Origin of the sequence: Aliirhizobium cellulosilyticum, from assembly GCF_014198105.1 — a bacterium.
In the GTDB taxonomy this organism is placed as follows: domain Bacteria; phylum Pseudomonadota; class Alphaproteobacteria; order Rhizobiales; family Rhizobiaceae; genus Neorhizobium; species Neorhizobium cellulosilyticum.
Map to the genome: position 1 here is coordinate 506,220 of NZ_JACIGW010000002.1, position 18,556 is coordinate 524,775.

At 56.3% G+C, this 18,556-nt stretch carries 11 protein-coding genes; 5 read left to right on the top strand and 6 right to left on the bottom strand.

Annotated elements, in window-relative coordinates; all coding sequences use genetic code 11:
* The first annotated feature begins 34 nt into the window (after positions 1–34).
* Complete coding sequence (locus GGE33_RS28120) at positions 35–2,218, top strand: hypothetical protein (RefSeq protein ID WP_210303624.1); 2,184 nt, start codon at positions 35–37, stop codon at positions 2,216–2,218.
* 692 nt (positions 2,219–2,910) lie between these two features.
* Here GGE33_RS28120 and GGE33_RS11355 read toward each other — a convergent pair.
* Genes GGE33_RS11355 through GGE33_RS11370 form a run of 4 tightly spaced genes read right to left on the bottom strand, consistent with a single transcriptional unit; the run spans position 2,911 to position 6,979 of the window.
* Entirely contained in the window at positions 2,911–4,761 is a 1,851-nt protein-coding gene (locus GGE33_RS11355; RefSeq protein ID WP_183823185.1) for a RiPP maturation radical SAM C-methyltransferase, read from the bottom strand.
* The gene (locus tag GGE33_RS11360; protein ID WP_183823187.1) at positions 4,754–5,716 is read right to left on the bottom strand and encodes a T3SS effector HopA1 family protein; all 963 of its coding nucleotides are present in this window, start codon (positions 5,714–5,716) and stop codon (positions 4,754–4,756) included. Before GGE33_RS11360 ends, GGE33_RS11355 begins: the two co-directional genes overlap by 8 nt.
* A gap of 5 nt (positions 5,717–5,721) precedes the next feature.
* The gene (locus GGE33_RS11365; RefSeq protein WP_183823189.1) at positions 5,722–6,711 is read right to left on the bottom strand and encodes a phosphotransferase; all 990 of its coding nucleotides are present in this window, start codon (positions 6,709–6,711) and stop codon (positions 5,722–5,724) included.
* 22 nt (positions 6,712–6,733) lie between these two features.
* Positions 6,734–6,979, bottom strand: coding sequence for a hypothetical protein (locus GGE33_RS11370; RefSeq protein ID WP_183823191.1), 246 nt, complete (start codon positions 6,977–6,979; stop codon positions 6,734–6,736).
* A 981-nt stretch (positions 6,980–7,960) separates the two neighbouring features.
* Between GGE33_RS11370 and GGE33_RS11375 the strand changes: the two genes are divergently transcribed.
* The 3 genes from GGE33_RS11375 (at position 7,961) to GGE33_RS11385 (ending at position 13,652) form a co-directional block, all read left to right on the top strand.
* Positions 7,961–10,303 carry an McrB family protein gene (locus GGE33_RS11375; RefSeq protein WP_246435952.1) on the top strand — a complete coding sequence of 781 codons (2,343 nt, stop codon included), beginning with the start codon at positions 7,961–7,963 and terminating at the stop codon, positions 10,301–10,303.
* 2 nt (positions 10,304–10,305) lie between these two features.
* Complete coding sequence (locus GGE33_RS11380; protein WP_246435954.1) at positions 10,306–11,694, top strand: McrC family protein; 1,389 nt, start codon at positions 10,306–10,308, stop codon at positions 11,692–11,694.
* A gap of 119 nt (positions 11,695–11,813) precedes the next feature.
* The gene (locus GGE33_RS11385) at positions 11,814–13,652 is read left to right on the top strand and encodes a hypothetical protein (RefSeq protein ID WP_183823195.1); all 1,839 of its coding nucleotides are present in this window, start codon (positions 11,814–11,816) and stop codon (positions 13,650–13,652) included.
* Positions 13,653–13,940: 288 nt separating this feature from the next.
* On the opposite strand, the gene GGE33_RS11390 is transcribed toward GGE33_RS11385, so the two are convergent.
* The gene (locus GGE33_RS11390) at positions 13,941–14,219 is read right to left on the bottom strand and encodes a hypothetical protein (RefSeq protein WP_183823197.1); all 279 of its coding nucleotides are present in this window, start codon (positions 14,217–14,219) and stop codon (positions 13,941–13,943) included.
* A gap of 589 nt (positions 14,220–14,808) precedes the next feature.
* Between GGE33_RS11390 and GGE33_RS11395 the strand changes: the two genes are divergently transcribed.
* On the top strand, positions 14,809–17,049 hold the full coding sequence (locus tag GGE33_RS11395; protein ID WP_183823200.1) for an alpha/beta fold hydrolase: 2,241 nt from the start codon (positions 14,809–14,811) through the stop codon (positions 17,047–17,049).
* Between the two features lie 452 nt (positions 17,050–17,501).
* Here GGE33_RS11395 and GGE33_RS11400 read toward each other — a convergent pair whose 3' ends face one another.
* The gene (locus GGE33_RS11400; protein WP_183823202.1) at positions 17,502–18,326 is read right to left on the bottom strand and encodes a pseudouridine synthase; all 825 of its coding nucleotides are present in this window, start codon (positions 18,324–18,326) and stop codon (positions 17,502–17,504) included.
* Positions 18,327–18,556 lie beyond the last annotated feature (230 nt).

Consider the following 18,556-nt stretch of genomic DNA (forward strand, 5'->3'; position numbering starts at 1 on the left):
GCGTCGTCTCGACGCCGAGCTTCGCGTGCTGCCAATGGGCGAGCGCGATATGCACTGGACGATCCACCTCGCCCGATCGCCCGACGCGGCATTCCACCTGATCGACTGGGTCCGCACGGCCGATCTCGCCGGTGTCGCGCCCGAACGCGCGGAGCTCACCGCGATTCAACTCGCCTGGTGTCTCACCGCGACGCGCCGGCCGCTGCGCGACAAGGCGACCAAGGCGTTGGTCGTGCTGTTCGCCGATCGTGCCGCGCTGGCTATGCGGATTTGGCAGGGGTTCGCTGGGCTCGACGATCTCTATGTCGTCGAGCGGCTTGCCGCCACGCTATTCGGCGCGGGGATGCAGGGGCGCTGGAGCACTGAGGAACTGCAGTCTGTCGCCGGGATGCTACATGACGGTCTGTTCGCCGGAGGCAACCCGCCTGCCAACAAGCTGCTTCGGGACCATGCCTCGGGCCTGATCGGCTACGCTGCGGCGCAGGGTGCGCTGGCGTCCGAATTTGACCTGACGTCAACCAGGCCGCCTTTTTCGAGTGCCTGGCCGATCGAGAAGATCTCCGAGGAGCAGATTGCCGCGTTCAAGGTTTCCTATGGCGATGACGGTAAGCGCTTCCACGACGCGATCGTTAGCTCGCTCAAGGACGGCGACTTCGCGCGCTATATTCTAGATCCGATCGTTCGCCGCTTCAGCCCAGCGCTGCGCGGCACCGACCCGCTGCCCACCGCCGGGGAGCTGAGGAGCCAGTGGCTCGCCGAATTTACTGCCGACGCCAGCGAGGAGGATCTTGCCGCCTACGCGACCCTCCAAGCCGAAACCGTTGCGATTAAGGGGGAGCGAAACGGGCCGGTTCACGCGGACCGGCGCGACAATCTCCGCGCGGCGAAGCGCGCCTTTCGTGACGCCATCGGTCCACAGCGATTCGAGGATTGGCGCGCGCGCGCCGAGAACTGGCGCGACGAAGGCATGTATCAGGGCTTCGCCGCGCGCGGCCCGGCCGAATTCAACCTGGCCTGGGCACGCCGTTGGGTGGCGTGGCGTGCTCACGAACTCGGCTGGTCCGAGGCGCTACACCATGCGTTTGACCGGGGCATCGGCACCGGCCGCAATAGCCACGAGGTCGAGCGGATCGGCAAGAAATACCAATGGCTAGCAACCTATGAACTCGCAGCGCGAATGGAAGACAATCTTGCGGTGCTGACCGGCGAAGAGGAGGAGAACGGACCGAGCCGGCTACGCAATATCGACCCGTCGATGCTACGCGAGCGCACCGAAGATGACGGCTGGCGCCGGCCACGCGAGGCGAGCTTCTGGGCGCCTTTGCGTCCGACCATCGAAGCTAGGACGCCCGGCGAGGCGTTGGCCTGGCTCCATTCGAGCGCCTCGATACTCGACGGCGCGGAGAATATCGAGGTCTCCGACCAGGACGGCCGCCAGTGGCTCGTGCTCACCGGGTTCGAGATATGGGAGGAGGACCGCGACTGGCTCCGCTCTGAATCATGGCGCAGGATCGGCTGCACGGTCATCGGCGCCGCCGATCTGCCGCAGTTTCTCGAGCGGCTCGAGGGCATCCACTTGACCGGGAATCACGACATGCCGGTTGGCGGTGCCGATGGCTATCATATGCATCTGGGCGAGCATCCTTGGGCCTGGCCCGACCACAGCGACAACGGCTGGATCGAGTGGCGGCCCAATGGAGGCGACTGGCAGGCGCCCGCCTTGTCCGTGCGACCGCCCACCGCCGAGTATACGGCTGAGAGCAGTAGTTACGACTATTCAATCACGCAGAACATCACCCTCAACTTGCCCGCTGGCTGGCTGATCGACAAACTCGGCCTGCGCCTCTCCGACGGCCGGTCGATCGAATATCGCAACGCGGATGGCGAAGTGGTGTTCATGGATCCGTCGGCGCACCGGGTTGGGCGAAGCGCGGCCTTAGTCGATCGCGCCGCGTTCCTTGAGATGCTCGCGCGCGAGGAGCTGGTCGCGATATGGGCGGTGGCGGGGGAGAAAAGCGTCTTCGGCCCACTTCACAGCGACGGCTTCGGCGGCCGCCGTTCTTTCACGCGCCTTTTCCATTCGGAGGCTGGCGCCCTCCAGGCGCTTCCGCGGTTCGAGACGTTCGAGAAACCTTCCCGCCGACAACGCGCGATTCTTCTAGGGGAGGACGTTGAGGGTCTGACCGACGACGAGGAAGATGAAGATGTCGAAATGTGACCGCGACTAGGCCGCTGGCGGCCGCCGCGTTCGTCCTCAGCGCAGGGAGGTCAGTGCCTGCTCACCGCAAACTTGAAGTCCGAAAGCGGAAATTATTGCCGCTCACCCGCCCTGTTGACTGATGCCCAAAGCCAGGGCACAAAGCTGGCATCCACGGTCGCTCGCGATGGGAAAACAGAGGGAATTTCAAGGCTTTTATTCTAAGTAATTGAAATCATGTGAGAATCCGATGTCCCCAGGCAAGTCATTTTCGATCGATTTTTTGATCTAAATTGGCAACCATCTTCCCCTCTGAAAAGTGGCGTCTTCTCAATAAGTTGGGCGATTTCGGCCGCAGTTCCTTGGGCCACCCGTCGCGTTCGAAGGTGGCTAGGAAAATTGGCTGGGGACCTGTTGTTCTTACTCGGACACGCTGTCACTGACGGCGGCATTGGGGGCCGACGGCGGTTCGTTCGCTTTTGGCATTCCCGGTTCGAATAGCTGCCCGTCGACGGCGGTTGGATTGGGGCGCTGTCAGCTCCTTTCCGGTCACTTATGGCTGTATAGTCAGATCCAGAAATTAGACGATTCAGAAATAAGGCAATACGCAGCTTTCAACAGCTCGAAGCTGAGTCCCCAGACTAGGGTGGACAATATGGGCAATTCCGGTTCAGTGAACCAACGAACAAACGAACCGAATAGTCATTCAGTCTTTAACCGACCAACGACGGGTGGGCCGCGATTTCCTGACCTATTAATTCACGCGGAACCCGAAAATCGTCAGCCAAAGGTACGAGGCTGAGCAGCTTGCCGCAGTCACGTATTACCGCACCAATTTCGATTAAACGCTCCAGCCCAACTTGGAGCTCATGATTACAGGCGCTATCGGAAATAATAATCGCACGTTCTGGCAATGCGCTATCAAGTCGCTGGAGTAGTGCCACTTCGAAAGCGCTTAGTTGGTACTCGCGAACGTTATCCGGATCCCGGCCATCCCACAGCGTGCCTCCACAGCCCGGCTGACTTTTGAGTCGCAGAAATGCCCCAGCTTTATAAGCGATGCGCCAGCGGTCAATAGCGGCTTGGAGCGCGCCCTCGCATTCGTCTGTGACGTGTAGTGCCTCACAGTCATAGTCGAATTGATAGCAAACATTCACCAGCAGATCGTCTGAAACGGGATAGACTTTTCGCATGATTTCTCGCGGACGAATGTTTGTAATCCCGAAGATAGATGGATTCTCGAAATAAGGGCTAAACCGATGCAGCTGAAATCGGCCAGCACCCGATGGTGGCTGGAGGTGCTGAAGCAAATGGGTGCGGGAAATAGTCTCCTGCACGTCAATATCAGTCTCACCAGGCAGCCCATATAGTACGTTCCACGATACGCGAATGCCGTCCGTATGACACCATTTCAACAATTGAACGTTGTGATATGGTTCGCAGCCCTTTTTCATTAGTTTCAGTGAATTGCTCGAAAGACTCTCCAGTCCAGGCTGTATCCACTCAACTCCCGCTCTCTTTAGCAGTGCAATCTGCGATCGAGTCACATTGGCCTTAATTTCGTAGAAAAATGACCATCCTCGATCGCTGTTCGCCAAATGGTCTAGCGTCGATTCATAAAATTCTTGCGGCATGATAAGATCCACTGCGAAGAATCTCTTCACGCCATACTTTGACTCAAGGCGATCAAGTTCGGCGACCAGCGCATTCGAATCTGGGGTGCGGTATTTCATTACCTCGTGCAGCCCGCAGAAGCGACACTGGTTCTTCTCTCCAAACCAACATCCTCGTGATGTTTCTATCGGCAACCAGACAGCAATTCGTGCTTCCATTTGCAGCAATTTTAAAGTTGAGAAGTACGGGTCGAAGGATAGTCCCTCAAGCCGTGGTCGCAGCAATTTAGGTAATTTATGCCCCTGCCCATTGTCCGTAACACCACGCTCTACAACACCGCCGAGGTCATTCACTATACCCCCGCTCCTCATCCGATTTACCATGGCTGGAAGCACTTCCTCTCCTTCGATGGTCACGGCGTAGTCAAAATGGGGGCATATATCCAATAACGCTTTACCCATGGGGCCGGCGCAGCTTGTTCCTCCAATTACAATTTTGATATCTGGATTTCTTAGCTTTATCTGACGCGCAAGAACCATTGAAGCCGAATTCTGCGCGATAGTTAGCGTGAAGCCGACGATGTCATATTGGCTCCAATCTGTCTCGGCTGCGACTTCGTCGATAAAGCGCTCAGCTACAAAGCCGATTGCCTTCCACATCGTGTCGGCTTGCGAGAGGTTGAAAAGCCGTTCGGCGCCTATGTCGGCGGCAGACAATTGACTACCCCAATATAATTGAGAAAACACCGCTTCTCCCGCCGCGCTGTCGCCGCCAGAGATCGCGCTATACGCACTATGTCCTATTTCGTGTGAAAAGCGCAGGAAGTGCTCGAACCTGTCACAAGGGATACCCGAATCCTCAAGCGCGCGCGCCAGCACTGCGAGTTGAATTGACGGAAAACTCGTAGACATCCAAGGCATGCTGATCAGCGCGACCTTTTTGTCAGCCATTTGCTATCCATCCCACTCTTTGGTTTCGGTAGGCACGACGAGGGTCCATCCCCTCCATACGTAACGCGAAAATCAGCGCGTCGGTCGACCATCCACTCGTGCGGGCAGCGATAATCGCGGCGGCGAGCATTGATGCTCTGTGCTGGCCGAAACTCAGTAGGGCATCGCCAGTCCGGCGCTCTGGCTCTTCTGCGACTGCGATGCCGTCGCTCACCCTTCGCGCGAACAAAGAAGTACTTGCGACGAGCCGCGGAAAATGCCGGTCAAAACGAAGATTCCTTAGCTCTCGTAGGCAAGAGCGCAGCCCGTCCGCAGCGATATATATGACTGCACTGTCCGAGCGTCCGAGCCTGTACGCGCTGCTCACAACCTTTATTGAAAACTTCATTGATCGCGCATCTAGCGCCTGCCATATATAGTAAAGCGAGGTAATCGATCGGCTGCTCTCAAGGTTCAGATATACTCTAAACTGGACAGGATTTGCTGGTCCATGCGACGAATGCATCACAAAAAAACCTGGACGAGCACCCGTCTGGAGGCAAGGAAACAGTAATGTGTGATGCAAATCATCTTCCATGCGCCTGATTTGAGCAGCGCTGCAATGTAGGGACACCCCGGCGCGGGTAAAATGTCCTCCGACTCCGTCATTTTCACACGTCTGCCGCTTCCATCCCAAACTTTCATAAAAACGCCCCCTAAATAGCTTCGAGAATGCTCTTGTAAGGTGAGCATCCGCGCTAGAAGAAGCTCCGTTAAAAATATCCGGGACGGTGAGGGTTGCTATCTCACGAACCCGGAGATGATATAGGCTATAAAGTTGCCGAATTAACGGTCCGCGTTCTTGCTCAGCGTTGAAACGAATTTGTTGGCCATCTTCGACCAAAGCGGCAGGCAGAGTAAGAATGCCTTCAGTGGACGGCTGTATCTGTTCAAGGAGTTGAAACAGTGTCAGCATTGGCATTAACCGACGATGCTAGCGGCTAGGAACAAGCTTTCTACATCAATCTTCGTGGGAGTAACGCCAAATGCAATGTTGACCTGCGTCTTCAGGGCCAACCACGCAGCAGTGTACGCAAATAGTTTCCGCTCGTTCAGCCTGTACGCCGCAATGTGCTGATAGTGCGCTATTGCGCAACTAATCCATTTCGTTGGGGGTGGGCGCTGCATGATAATTTGACGGTAATACGCGCTGGCCACGAGCGTCGCCATGTCCCAATGGCGATCTCCTATGCCTGACAATTCCCAATCGACAATAAAAAGACGGGTTGCATCGCTTTCAAGCTGCAAAACGTTGCTCACTTGAAAGTCACCATGCACTACCGTGTCAGCGCACCATTCAGCGCTCGCTTCTCTCAGCGCATCGTTTAAAGATGGACTAATTTGAACAAGCCGCAAGAAGTGCTCGTTCAAGCCAAGACCTGAGGCCATCTTGTCAGGCGTTATGCTCCCGTAGGTTGGGACTGGCATGCGAATGGGACGTAAGTTCTCGGCAAAGAGAAGGGGGATTCGGTGCAGGGTCGCCATAGTTTCCGCCGCCCAACGCGCAGAAGTGCCAGGCTCCACAGAAAGGTCGTGCTCAGCGAGCGACGCGGCGCCAGGTATTCCCTCAAACACCAGGAAGTCATCATCGCCCCCCATAATTAAGGGCACCGAGGAATACACTCCTATTGAGTTGGCTGCTTCGATCACTGCCCGAACATGCCTCTCAACGCCGAGAGTGAGATCACCAAGGAACTGCGATGTTCCCCTCATTTTTATGAACAGAACGCGGTCACCTTCCTCGTCGACCGCTTCAATTAAGGCTGTTCGATGTCGACCATCTCGCAGCCAGATAATCCGGCAAGGCACCGTGGGTAGCTCTTGCCCCTCAATTGCAATCCGCCTCAACTGCTCAACAAATAGCGGATCCAGTGGCCCATTACCGCCACGGGACTCAAGCTCTGCACTCACAGCGAACACCTGCCGTACTGAGTTAAATGGTAACCGTTGTCACAGTCGACACAGTGCTTGTCGTGCCCATCAACTTCTGATCCCCAGACTCAGAAGTCGCGCGCTCAATTTCTTTGAGAAATTTGTGAGCAGTATCCGATCCCGGCTCTGAAGCAAATGAACTAGCCGCTGATGTAATTCTTTCAGTAGTTAGCTTAATTTTAGCTTCTTTTGTCTCAGCTAAAACTGCTTCAATTCGAGCCAATCTTTCTTCTACGGTCTCTTGCAATTTAGCCTCCCTTTTATGGAAACAAAAACCCAACAGGCGCAAATAGTATGAGGTATCGATTGTCCGTGAATAATAACGCAACGATGATTTCAATGCAACTTTAATTTTAATACGCTTTTGCTTGCAACTTAGGTTCTCAGACTTTTGTAATTTCGCAGCGAAAATAAACTGCTGTCTCCTAAGACCTCACTATAGGCTGGCAATGCCACCAAGAGCGGCAGCTTCGTCAACCTTGTCAATCGGCGAAAGTTGGCATTCCTTGTTCACCGGGCGCGCACCGTCGGAAGCGCGCACGTGAACGGCGGGAGAGGCCAATAGTTGCGCGCTAAGCGGTCCGTCCGCGAGCCACACCGCCGTAATCATGACTTCTACGTGGGCGGCCCTCCGCTTTCAGGAGATCGGAGCGGCGGGTTGACCGGTCGTAAATAGGGCACGAAGCGGCCATCCGAGCGGCGACCGCGGGAACACAACTTCGGCCGCGAAGCGGAAATTATTGCCGCTCGACCGTCTAGTTGACTGATGCCCGAAGCCAGGGCACAAAGGTGGCATCCACGGTCGCTCGCGATGGGAAAACATAGGGAATTTCAAGACTTTTCTGCTAAGTCGTTGAAATAACGTGAGAATCCAAGGTCCCCAGGCAAGCCATTTTTGGACCCATTCCCTCTGTTTAATAGCTGCCTATGCCCACTAGAAAAAGTGACGTCTTTGCAGCTACTTGGAGCGATTTCGCCTCAAATCCTATGTGACTGCCTCCAGATCATTAGACCACCTTGAGCTCGGTAAAAAGCGGCTGGGGACCTTCCTCAAAGACACCCTGACCCATGACCTTGTTGGCAGATAGCAAAATGTCTGTTTTAGGCAGGGCAGCAGATAACTGCCTTTCCGCCAACGCCCACATCGGCCCTTCGATGCCATTAGTTGCTTATCGATGCCTGCGCTAATATCACCGCCTAGAATCACTCATGCGCAGCGGGCACCCGAATGGCGTTCTTTACTGAAGAGCACTTCTCCCTTCTCCAGCAGTGGAACGGGACACACATGGATAGCACGAGCGAGGACCATCAAAACGCCTACGCGGCTCTCAAGACGGCGTACGATATTACCGGGCACTGGGCCGAGGCGGTCGCGTCGAGGATCGGGCCGGGAGCCTACGTGAAGATAAGGAGAAGGCCGACCAATCAGGCCGGAAACTTCTCCAGCTATAACTGGGCGAAGATTTATCCCTCTCCCAGTTCGCCGACAAATCTCGCCTACACGGTTGGGATCGACGCCGCGCAGGTGTTTCTCGTCAAAATCGACACGGTGGGCAATCCCCCGCAGCAACAGGCGTATGCAGCGATCAGGGGAAACGACGACGCCGCATCCGGGATAGTCTCCATCCTTGCAAAGGCCGACGGGCTGCGCATGTCGATGGACCAGCTTGTCGATTGGACCCTCGAGAGAATTGCGGACTTCCGGCCCGACTACGACGAGATCGTAAAGCAGCTCGCGTTGGCTGACATGACAGATCAGCAGATCCTCAGCCACTTCGACGGCAAACCCGCCTTTCAAGAATACCGCGAAAGATGGACGGTCGAGGAAAGCGCCCTCTTCTGCAGGCTCGCGCGGCTGACCCACGATCTCGGACTGGACTGGTGGCACATCAGTCGCGGCGTCCAGGTTCGGTTCGGCTGGAAAGAACCGAACGCCGAGCGCGCCAACGCGGTCCTCGGGACCGTCCAGGGCAAAACGAGGCGCACCATTTCAATTCGCCGGACGATCAACGGAATGGAGACGGTCCGCCGTCGACCGTTGACCGCCGAATTGCTGACGGAACTAGAGGACGCGCTGTCGGAAGCGTCCCTGGTCGCCGAGGGAATCCTGCCGCCAGGGCGGAAGTTGACGGGACGGTGGCCAGACGAGCTCGAGGCCGACCGCGATACCGTCAGCGACGAAGACAAGGACGAATCCGAAACCGACCTCAACACGCGGGGCCCGTTGAACCGGATATACTACGGCCCTCCGGGTACGGGTAAAACCTATACCGTTTCGCGCCTCCTTAAGGAGGATTACGAGCAGCGCGCCGACGTCGAGAGCGATTCCGAGTGGCGTAGCCAGTTCGTACTGGAAAAAATGGGCACGCTCAGTTGGTGGGAAGCGGTCGCAGCCGCCATGTACGACCTCGGAGGCAGGGCGTCTGTCACTCAGCTTCTCGGCCATCCGTTCGTGCAGGCAGTATCGGCGACAAAGGGCCGAAGCAAGAACGTCCGCGAAACCTTGCATACCACGATCCTGACCAAGATGGTCTCCGGAATAGGCGACGGCACTATCCGAATATTCTCTCGCGCCGGAGCGGGAGAATTCGAGCTTTCCGGAGATTGGGAAGCGGTCTGCGTTCCGCTCGTCGACCTCGTCAAGCAATCGCGGCAGAAGCCCGGTGCCGGCTCCATCGTCCGACGGCATTCATTCGTAACGTTCCACCAGTCGTTCGGCTACGAGGAGTTCGTTGAAGGACTGAGGCCCGTGCTGTCCGACGAAGACGACGGATCGGTGCGGTACCATATCAAGAACGGCGTGTTCAAAGACATCTGCGAACGCGCGCGCCAGGCTCCCGAACACCGCTTCGCGATCGTCATCGATGAGATCAACCGCGGAAACATCAGCAAGATTTTTGGGGAGCTGATCACGCTGATCGAGACCGACAAGCGGGAGGGCATGCCGAACAAGGTCGCAGTCGTCCTACCGTATTCGGGCGATCTCTTCACCGTTCCCCAGAACGTCGACATCATCGGGACGATGAATACAGCAGACCGCTCACTGGCTCTGATGGACACAGCCCTTAGGAGGCGGTTCGAATTCGTTTCGCTCCCGCCGGAAACACGAAAGAGCGAAGGCTATCCGCTTGCCGACACCGACATCGTGACCGGCGAACACGCCATCGACGTGGCGCGGATGCTGGAGACCATCAACCGGAGGATAGAGCTCCTGTATGACCGCGACCACTGCATCGGCCACGCGTATCTCACCCCGCTTTCTTTGATTGGCGATCAACAGGAGCGCCTGGCGACGCTGGGTGCGATCTTCCAGTCGAAGATAATCCCCCTCCTCGAGGAATACTTCTTCGACGACTGGCGGAAAATCAGGCTTGTCCTCGGCGACAACCAGAAGAGCCACGCCAGGCATCAGTTCGTCCTCGAGCTCTCTCAGAACGAAGAGCTGGTGGCGGAACTGTTCGGCGACACCCACGAGATGGATAGCCTTCTCTCGCGACCGCGTTACGAAATCCAGAAGTCAGCCTTTACCGATGTGGAGTCCTACGTCGGGATCTATACGACGACGAGATGACCATGAGAGGTTTGGGCGCGGTCACCGTCTTCGAATACCAGCACCTGGTGGCCGGACCGGGCTTCGGGGAGGTCATCGGTATACCGGATGCGGTGTTTGCCTGGCTCGAGAGCGAATGCCTACGAGCCAGCGGAATCGGTGACGCCGCTTGGGCAAGGCCGGGTCTCCGCCACGGCAGGCGGACGATCCAGATGACGAACTCCGTCGGCGTCATCCGTGCGCCTGGCGGTTTCCAGATCGAAGTACTGCCCAAGATAGGAAAGGTAGCGGCCGACGGCGGCTCTTCCGCGCGCTCCCTGCTTCTCGACATGCTGTCCTGTCTGGGAGAATTCCGCCACATCCGGAAGGATCGGGCGGAACTCCAGGCCCGGCGCATGCCACTTTTCGAGGTATTCGTGTCGCAGTTTCTCGAGGGGGTCCGCAAGGTTCTCCAACGAGGACTGGCGAGTGGCTATAACCCGCTGGAGGAAAACCTTGCCTCGCTTCGCGGAAAGCTCCTCTTCTCCGAGAACCTCAAGAAGAACCTCGTCCGACCCGATAGGTTTTTCGCCGCTCTCGACGAGTTCACCCAGAACAGGCCCGAGAACCGCTTAATCCATAGCGCGTTGGCCGCAGTCGCAGACCAAACCCGTAGTCCGGCCAATCAGAGGCTCGCTCAGGAACTCCGGTTCGCGTTTGCGGAGGTCCCGAGATCAGCCGACATCGATCGCGACTTCGCCGGGTTGGCCCGGCAGCGCGGCATGGATCACTACGAGGAACCTCTCGCGTGGGCCCGGCTTCTATTATCCGGGCACTCCCCGATCACCGGAATCGGCTCGAGCAACGCGCCCACGCTGTTGTTTCCCATGGAAGCTTTATTTGAAGCCTTTGTCGCCAAGCACATGCGAAGGCAACTCAAAGAGGGTCACCAGCTCCAGGTCCAGCGAAGCTCGAGATATCTGGTGCACCATGCGGGCAGACGAATGTTCTGTATGCGTCCGGATCTAGTTGTTACGCGATCGATGTCGAACGTTTTGCTCGCCGACACGAAATGGAAGCTAATCGACGAGGAGGCCGCTTTCCGCGCCAAATACTGGCTGTCACAGTCCGATTTCTATCAGATGTACGCATACGGGCACTCCTACCTCGGAGCGACGGGCGACGTAGTCCTTCTCTACCCGGCGACGGGGCAGTTCAAGGGTCCGCTCGCGCCATTTACTTTCCCTGACAGACCGGGCCTGACCCTCTGGGTCCTGCCGTTCTCCCTGGATACAAAACGGATCCTCCTTCCCGAGAAAGAGGAACCGCGCCTTGAGCGCCTACTCCGGGTGTTCAAGTCCTTCGGTCTAGGAGAGACTTTCCGGGGAGACACCCCCTTCCCCGCGCAAGCGGTTCCCCGCGAAGGGGATTGACACTTGCCACCGGCTGTTCGCCACGAGGCAGGATTGCATAGGAGCAATCCATCCTCCAGTGGAACTTTGACAACAGCTCATGGTAGAACGCCACTCTCATATTCAAGTGGGGGGAATTGATGTCGGTTCAGAACGCGCGTGCAGCCATTCAAAGGTTCCTTTCCACGGATAAGCCCGAGGTGCTTTGTATTCGGGGCGAGTGGGGAACAGGCAAGACATGGACATGGGACGATGTGCTGAAAATGCAGGGACAAGCGGGGAAAGTCCCTCTTAAACGTTATGCCAAAGCGTCGCTGTTCGGCCTGAACTCCCTTGCAGAGATAAAGCGCGAGATTTTCCAATCGACCGTCGACGTGGCGCAGATAGATAAGCCATTCGACCCCGCGAACTATAAAGACCTTTACGCAGGCGTTAAATCGCAATCCAACCTCTGGCTCAAAGCCGTAGATGTGTTTTTCGACAAAGGCTCGGATGCGATAGTCGAGGCTCTAGCCTTATCCGCACGCAACATGATCATTTGCGTGGATGACCTCGAAAGGAAGGGCGAAGACCTCAGGAGCGTGGATGTACTCGGCTACATTTCCCAGCTCGCTATCGACCGCAAGTGCAAGGTCGTGCTGCTGCTCAATGACGCTCAGCTAGAAGACAAAGTTGAATTTGAAGGGTACCTCGAAAAGGTGGTTGACGTTCATCTTCGGTTTGAACCGTCCCATGAAGAGATAGCCGAGATCGCGATACCTGGTGATGCAGACAACATTGGGAACTTGATCAAGGGTTTCGCCATAAAGCTCGGCATCAGCAACGTTCGCGTCATAAGAAAGATTTTCGCGCTTTGCAAACTCGTGACGCCGCTTCTGAAGGAATACTCATTCAAGGTCACGATCAATACCGTCCGAACCATAACACTGTTCGGATGGAGCTACTTCCAGCCAGAAAGCGCTCCATCGCTAGAATACCTCCGGAAGGTCAACACCTACTCGGCTGAAAAGAACGATTCTGATGAGCAAGTGCGCTGGCGGGACACCCTCCTCAGCATCGACTTCTACAGTTCGAATGATTTTGACGATCAGCTCTTAACGGGCATCAGAAACGGTTACTTCGCTGAAGCGGAAATAGCGCAACACGCCAGAGTTCTCAATCAAGCCGATATCCGTGGCAAAGCGGATATGGAGATGCGAAGGGCTTGGAATTTCTATCACAACTCGTTCAATCGACCTGCCGACGAGGCGTTGGGAGAAATATATGAAACGTACAAGCGGTTGAACGCTTACATGAGCCTGAACGACACCGTACAGTTGGAGAGGTTGTTTCGCGAGCTGGATGACCCGCGTGCGATGGAATTCATAGACATGTACGCTGCCGCGAATGCCGACAACCCGTCAGCGTTCGATCTGGACCACCTCGCTCGGTTTGGAGAGGAATTGACACAAGAGGTGCAAGAAAGGTTGGCGGCTGCCCAAGCGCGGCAGAAACCGAAGATGACCCCTGACGAGCTTTTCCTCGCGCTCGCAAAGAGGGGCTTTGAGGAAGATGTTGTTGTTGGCACAGCCGCACTTCCGGTGGAGGAATACACTCGCGCCTTGAAGTCCCATGAAGACGAGGCGTTTTCGGATATAATCAACGGCCTGCGCCAATATCTCACCGTCGGCAATCCGAACGAATATCTCCATACCATTCTCGACAAGGCAGCGGTCGCCTTGCGCCAAATCGCGGGCGAAAGTGCCATCAATAGACGCCGCGCCATGCGCCTTGGGATCATCCAGCGTCTCGATGCGAGAGAACAAGCGGCAGCCCAAGCCAAGGTGGCGGCTGAGATTGCGGGGGAAGTCTCATATCGGCCGGAGATAATCAGCATCACCACAATCCCAGCGTCCGCCCCGTCAGATACCCCGCCCCCGCCAGCAAAAAAGTCACGAGCACGGCGACAATCGCGAAACGGCCGTGAGCGCCAGCCTTGATGCCGAGGATTTCGAGGAAGAGAGAATCATTGGGTTCCATAGCCGGTCCTTTCACCAAAAGAAAAAGTGAAGAACATCGGGCTGCTTGCTGCGCAAAATATCATATCTTGGACGCCTCACAAGGGGTCATACCGAGTCGGCGCCGAGGCTGGTACAGGACTCGTCCCACCTGCACGCTTGAAACTGCTGTCAAATTTATTTTCGAGTCTACTAACGCGTTTAAACTCTGAGTTTCAGAGGCACCTGCAGCGTCCTTTGTCCAGCGGCGCTACTCACCAGCGCGATTTGCTATAGCTCTCTTGCGGCAGCGTGCAAGTTCTTGCACAGCCAGAGGCGTCGGGATGGAAATTCTCTCGTGCAGTCAAGCGCATTTTTCAGCGCGGCGACACCATCGAGACCGCGCGTCACTTCGAGGAGATTCACCCAAAAGCTGGAAAACGGCTCGAAGGCCTTCTGCGCGAACGCAAGCCAGCGACAAAACCAGATCGGTCCAATTGCCTCATGCTCTTCCGCGAAGAAGTCCGATGATTTGCCTCCATGACTGATATTGGGGCGCAAAGCGGTCATCGCGTGGCGATCGCCAGATGCCGTCTTCAGCGCTAAAAGCGGAAATTATTGCCGCTCGCCCGTGCTGTTGACTGACGCCCAAAGCCAGAGCACAAGGTGGCATCCACGGTCGCTAGCGATGGGAAAAACAAGGGAATTTCAAGGCAAGCTCGTTAAGCCATTGGCGCGATCTCGGGTCAAGTGGCATGTGACGTTCTGCAGATCCCAATGATGCTTAGAGTTCTCAAAAAGACGGCTGGGGACCCTGTCCTAGTGCCCTCGGACGGATGTGTGACTAACGACGGCGTCAGGGCCGAAACCGGACAGGCGGCCATCAGCCGCATTAACGTCGCAAACGTTATTCGGCTGATGATCTAATCGTCACCGCATCACGCGTGGGCCAGCATTCGCCAGGAGCAGCCATTCGGACATAGATTGCGTCAGACATATAGCACTACGCATCTTCCATATAATCGGGTTGGCGGCGTCGGATTTCGCTTGATAAGTCCCGTGAAGCAACCGCTGTATAAATGCAAAGGTGTAGTAATGCTTTATATTTGTGTAGGAAATTGCAATTTCTTCTAACATTTGTCCGAGAAGTGATTAGGCGATGTCAGGATTATCGAAAAGCACCAACGCCGCGCGCCAAGCGGCTTCGTCTCTCGGCTTCGGATTGCAGCCGTTGAGGCGGTCGAATTCCGATACAACCGTCATCTTCGTCCATGGCATACTGTCTGACAGCGAAGCGGCATGGGGAAATCCGTCATGGCCCAGTTTGCTTCTCGAAGAGGAGGAAATCTTAGGAGCCGGTGTATATGTTTTCACCTATCGCACGGGGTTGATCTCACACACTTACAGCGTCTCGGATGCAACCGACGCGCTGAGAGAGTATCTTTCCGAGTTCGATATATGGAAGCAGCGGAGGATCATCTTCGTTTGCCACAGCATGGGCGGGATCGTCATCAGGCGGTTCATTGTGGCAAATCAGGCGCGACTGGCGAAGACCAATCCGATCCTCGGCTTGTTTCTGGTCGCATCGCCTTCGCTGGGGTCGCGTGATGCAAATATGCTCTCCATACTCTCATATGCTTTTTCGCACAGTCAGGCGGCAATCCTGCGCTTTAGCCAATCGAACACTACTCTCGATGATCTCCACCGCGATTTCCGCACGCTTCTTGACAGTAAAATTTTACGCATCGTCGGTAGAGAACTGATTGAGGACCGACCGATTAGGATTAAGCGCCTGTTCGGGCTCTGGCGGCAGGTGGTCGAACCGTTTTCAGCGTCCGCTTATTTCCACGGAGAAGGTTATGAACCCCTGAAAATTCCGGGTTCGGATCATTCGTCGATCGTGAAGCCGCTGAGCCGCACCGCCCTACAGCATCAAGCGCTCGTGCGGTTTGTCAGGCAGTCTTTAGAGATGGGTTTCGGCGAGCCGGATCATCGCCCCGTCGTACGCGATCAAGAGTCAGCAGGATCACAGGTCACTCGCGAGACAACGACTGTTGAACCTCCTCCCCTTCGCCTCGGCCCGGACAACGGAACAGTATTTCAGTCCGCGCTCTCGGTGAAGCTTACGTCAGGCACCACCATGCCGTCGGATGACGCGAATTTGGAGCGTAAAGCTGAGATTGCTCTCGAGTTGAGGGCTGGCCGTATGATCGAACGGATGTTTGCATCGGCTCTGGTTAAGAATGACGTCAATCCAACTGCAATATTTATGGCCGCTGCCGGACTGGCTAGCAGTGAACGGCAGTTCGAGTTGATCGCACCCTGGCTCCGGTGGGTTCGCGACAACCGCACGGCTGAAGAGGCTGCTAAACTGTTCGAGGAAAGGTTACAGCCGTCTTGGGTCTACAAGACAAGAATGCAGGCAACCATGGCGGGCTGGTCGGGCAACTGGCTTTTCTCCGTTGTCGACATGAGCGACCGCTATCACAAGGAAAAATTCGCCTACACATACTCGATGGCCTATGCACATGCTGCCTGGAAGGATCAAAATGAGAATGCGCTGCGCTCGATAGCCGGCCGTCTTATCGATATGAATCGACATTTCTTCGACTACTATAATCGAGACATCTCTGTTTTCGATTGGCTTTCGGCGATGAAGGGCATTCCTCCTGGGAACGCCAAGATTCTGTTGAACGAAATGGTCGCGAAGAAGGCGCCATCGGACATGATCTATGCTCTTCTTGCCAGACTTTGCTTGGAGCCATCCAAGGGCGCAGTTCCCGATCTTGAGGTCCTGATCCGAGCCGCCGACAGCGAGCTAAGCTCGCAAGCGATGAAAGCTTTGGCTTTCATCCCCGCTCAAGCCCGGACAATCCGCGAGCTAAAGCAAGACTTATTGGCGAAGGGCTCGATTGGCGACGTCATCTCCGCCGCAATAGATCTTCGGCTGCACGCCGTTGACAATCTTGGCGCTCTAGTTTCCGGCAGCGGGGGAGGCGAGTTAGGCTATTATGCTGCCTGGTCACTCGGGCAATTAGCGCCAGGTTCGCCTGAAACACGTCGCTATCTCCGTCATGGCGCTATTGAGCATCCAGATGCATTGATCCGCGCTATGTGCATAGTTGGTCTTGCTGCATCCGGAGCGGCCGAAGCTTCTCAGCTTGTCGAGGCAGAGCTTGCGGACAGTCGCGACCTTCAGAAATTCTGCTTGCTCGTCGCGCGTACCTATACCGAGGATATTACACCGCTGCTACACTTCCTGGCCGAAACTTCCGAGGACCGAGTATATGTCCCGTTATTGCTCACATGTTTTCAACGGGTGTTCTGTGATGCTCTTCGACATGCTTCTATGCATGCGCCGATGCTCAATGACCTGCAAGGATTGAGTGATGACCCGTAGGTAAGCGTTTTCGACGTCACTAATTTTCATACAGATGACTAAGTAAGTCACGCCCAGACTACCTCACCTGATACTGCCTCTCGTCCACATGAATGATGACAGGTTCGCGGAAGGCTTCGCCGCCTTGAGGGGCGCAAAGCTGCCGGGCGCTTCATGGCCACCTCACCGCAAACTTGAGGCCCGGAAGCGGAAATTATTGCCGCTCGACCGTCCAGTTGACTGATGCCCAAAGCCAGGGCACAAAGGTGGCATCCACGGTCGCTCGCGACAGGAAAACAGAGGGAATTTCAGGGCGTTTCCGCTAAGCTCTTGAAATCATGTGAGAATCCAGGTTCCCCAGCCAATTTTCTCTAGAAGATTATGTTTTTGTTGGCGTTTTGATTGGGTGTCATGATTGCTAATCATATCCGCAGACTTGATAGCCTATGTCGAATCGCTGCACAGAAGCTGGCTTAACGCTTCGGCGCAGCGGCGGACTGGACCCTCAGCCCATCAAGCTCCGCCTCGCTCAGCGCACGCACTGCCCCCTTATCCAGATCGCCCAGTACAAGATCACCGATCGCCACTCGGATGAGGCGCAGCGTGCCAATGTCTAGCACTTCGAGCATGCGGCGGATGTGGCGGTTCTTGCCTTCGTCCAGTTCGATCTCCAGCCAGGAATTCTTTTCGCCTTCGCGTAGTTTTATCGCGCGGCGGGCTTTTAAGGTTTCGCCGTCCTTTTCAATGCCTTTCGTCATCACCTTGAGCATCTCGTCGTCGACGAGCGTGTCGATCTGGACGTGATAGGTTTTCGGCACATGGGTTTCGGGATCGAGCAACGCATTGGCGAATTGCGTGTCATTGGTGAAGAGGAGAAGGCCCTCGCTCGCCTTGTCGAGCCGACCGACAGGGGAGAGATGCGTGTGGTCGTGGCCTTTCAGGCAATCGAAGACGGTCGGGCGGCCTTCGGGGTCATGGCGGGTGGTGACTAGGCCGCGGGGTTTGTTGAGCATCAGATAGACCGGGGCTTCGGCCGCGACCTCTCTTCCATCGACGGCGAGCTTTGCGGTGTCGAGGTCGATCCAGGCTTCGGTATCGGTGACGGTGCGGCCGTTGACGCTGACCTGGCCGGCGCGGATGAGATCCTCGGCTTGCGTGCGTGAGCAGAAGCCGAGTTTCGACAAGGCACGCGGGAGCGTGACGCGTTTGCCGGAGGATGGCGCGGCGGGTTTGCGGACGGGGGCCGCCGGCGGCCGGCGGTTCTGTGTTGGTTTGGAGCGTCGGGGCTTTTCGTTCATTTCATGCGGTTTCCTGCGCAGGCGATCACGTCTTCGCTCGACTCTGAGTTTCCGCCCCCTCTGGCCTGTCGGCTGCCGGGGCAGAGCCACCTGTCTCTGCCCGCTCTTCGAGCCCGCCACAAGTGGGGAGATTACGAGTGGTACCCGCCTGCCTTACTTTTGGCCTCGGTTGAGCGGCCAGCTTGAACCATTTGCCTTGCGGGACGGTCAGGACGGGTCTTGTCCAGCCT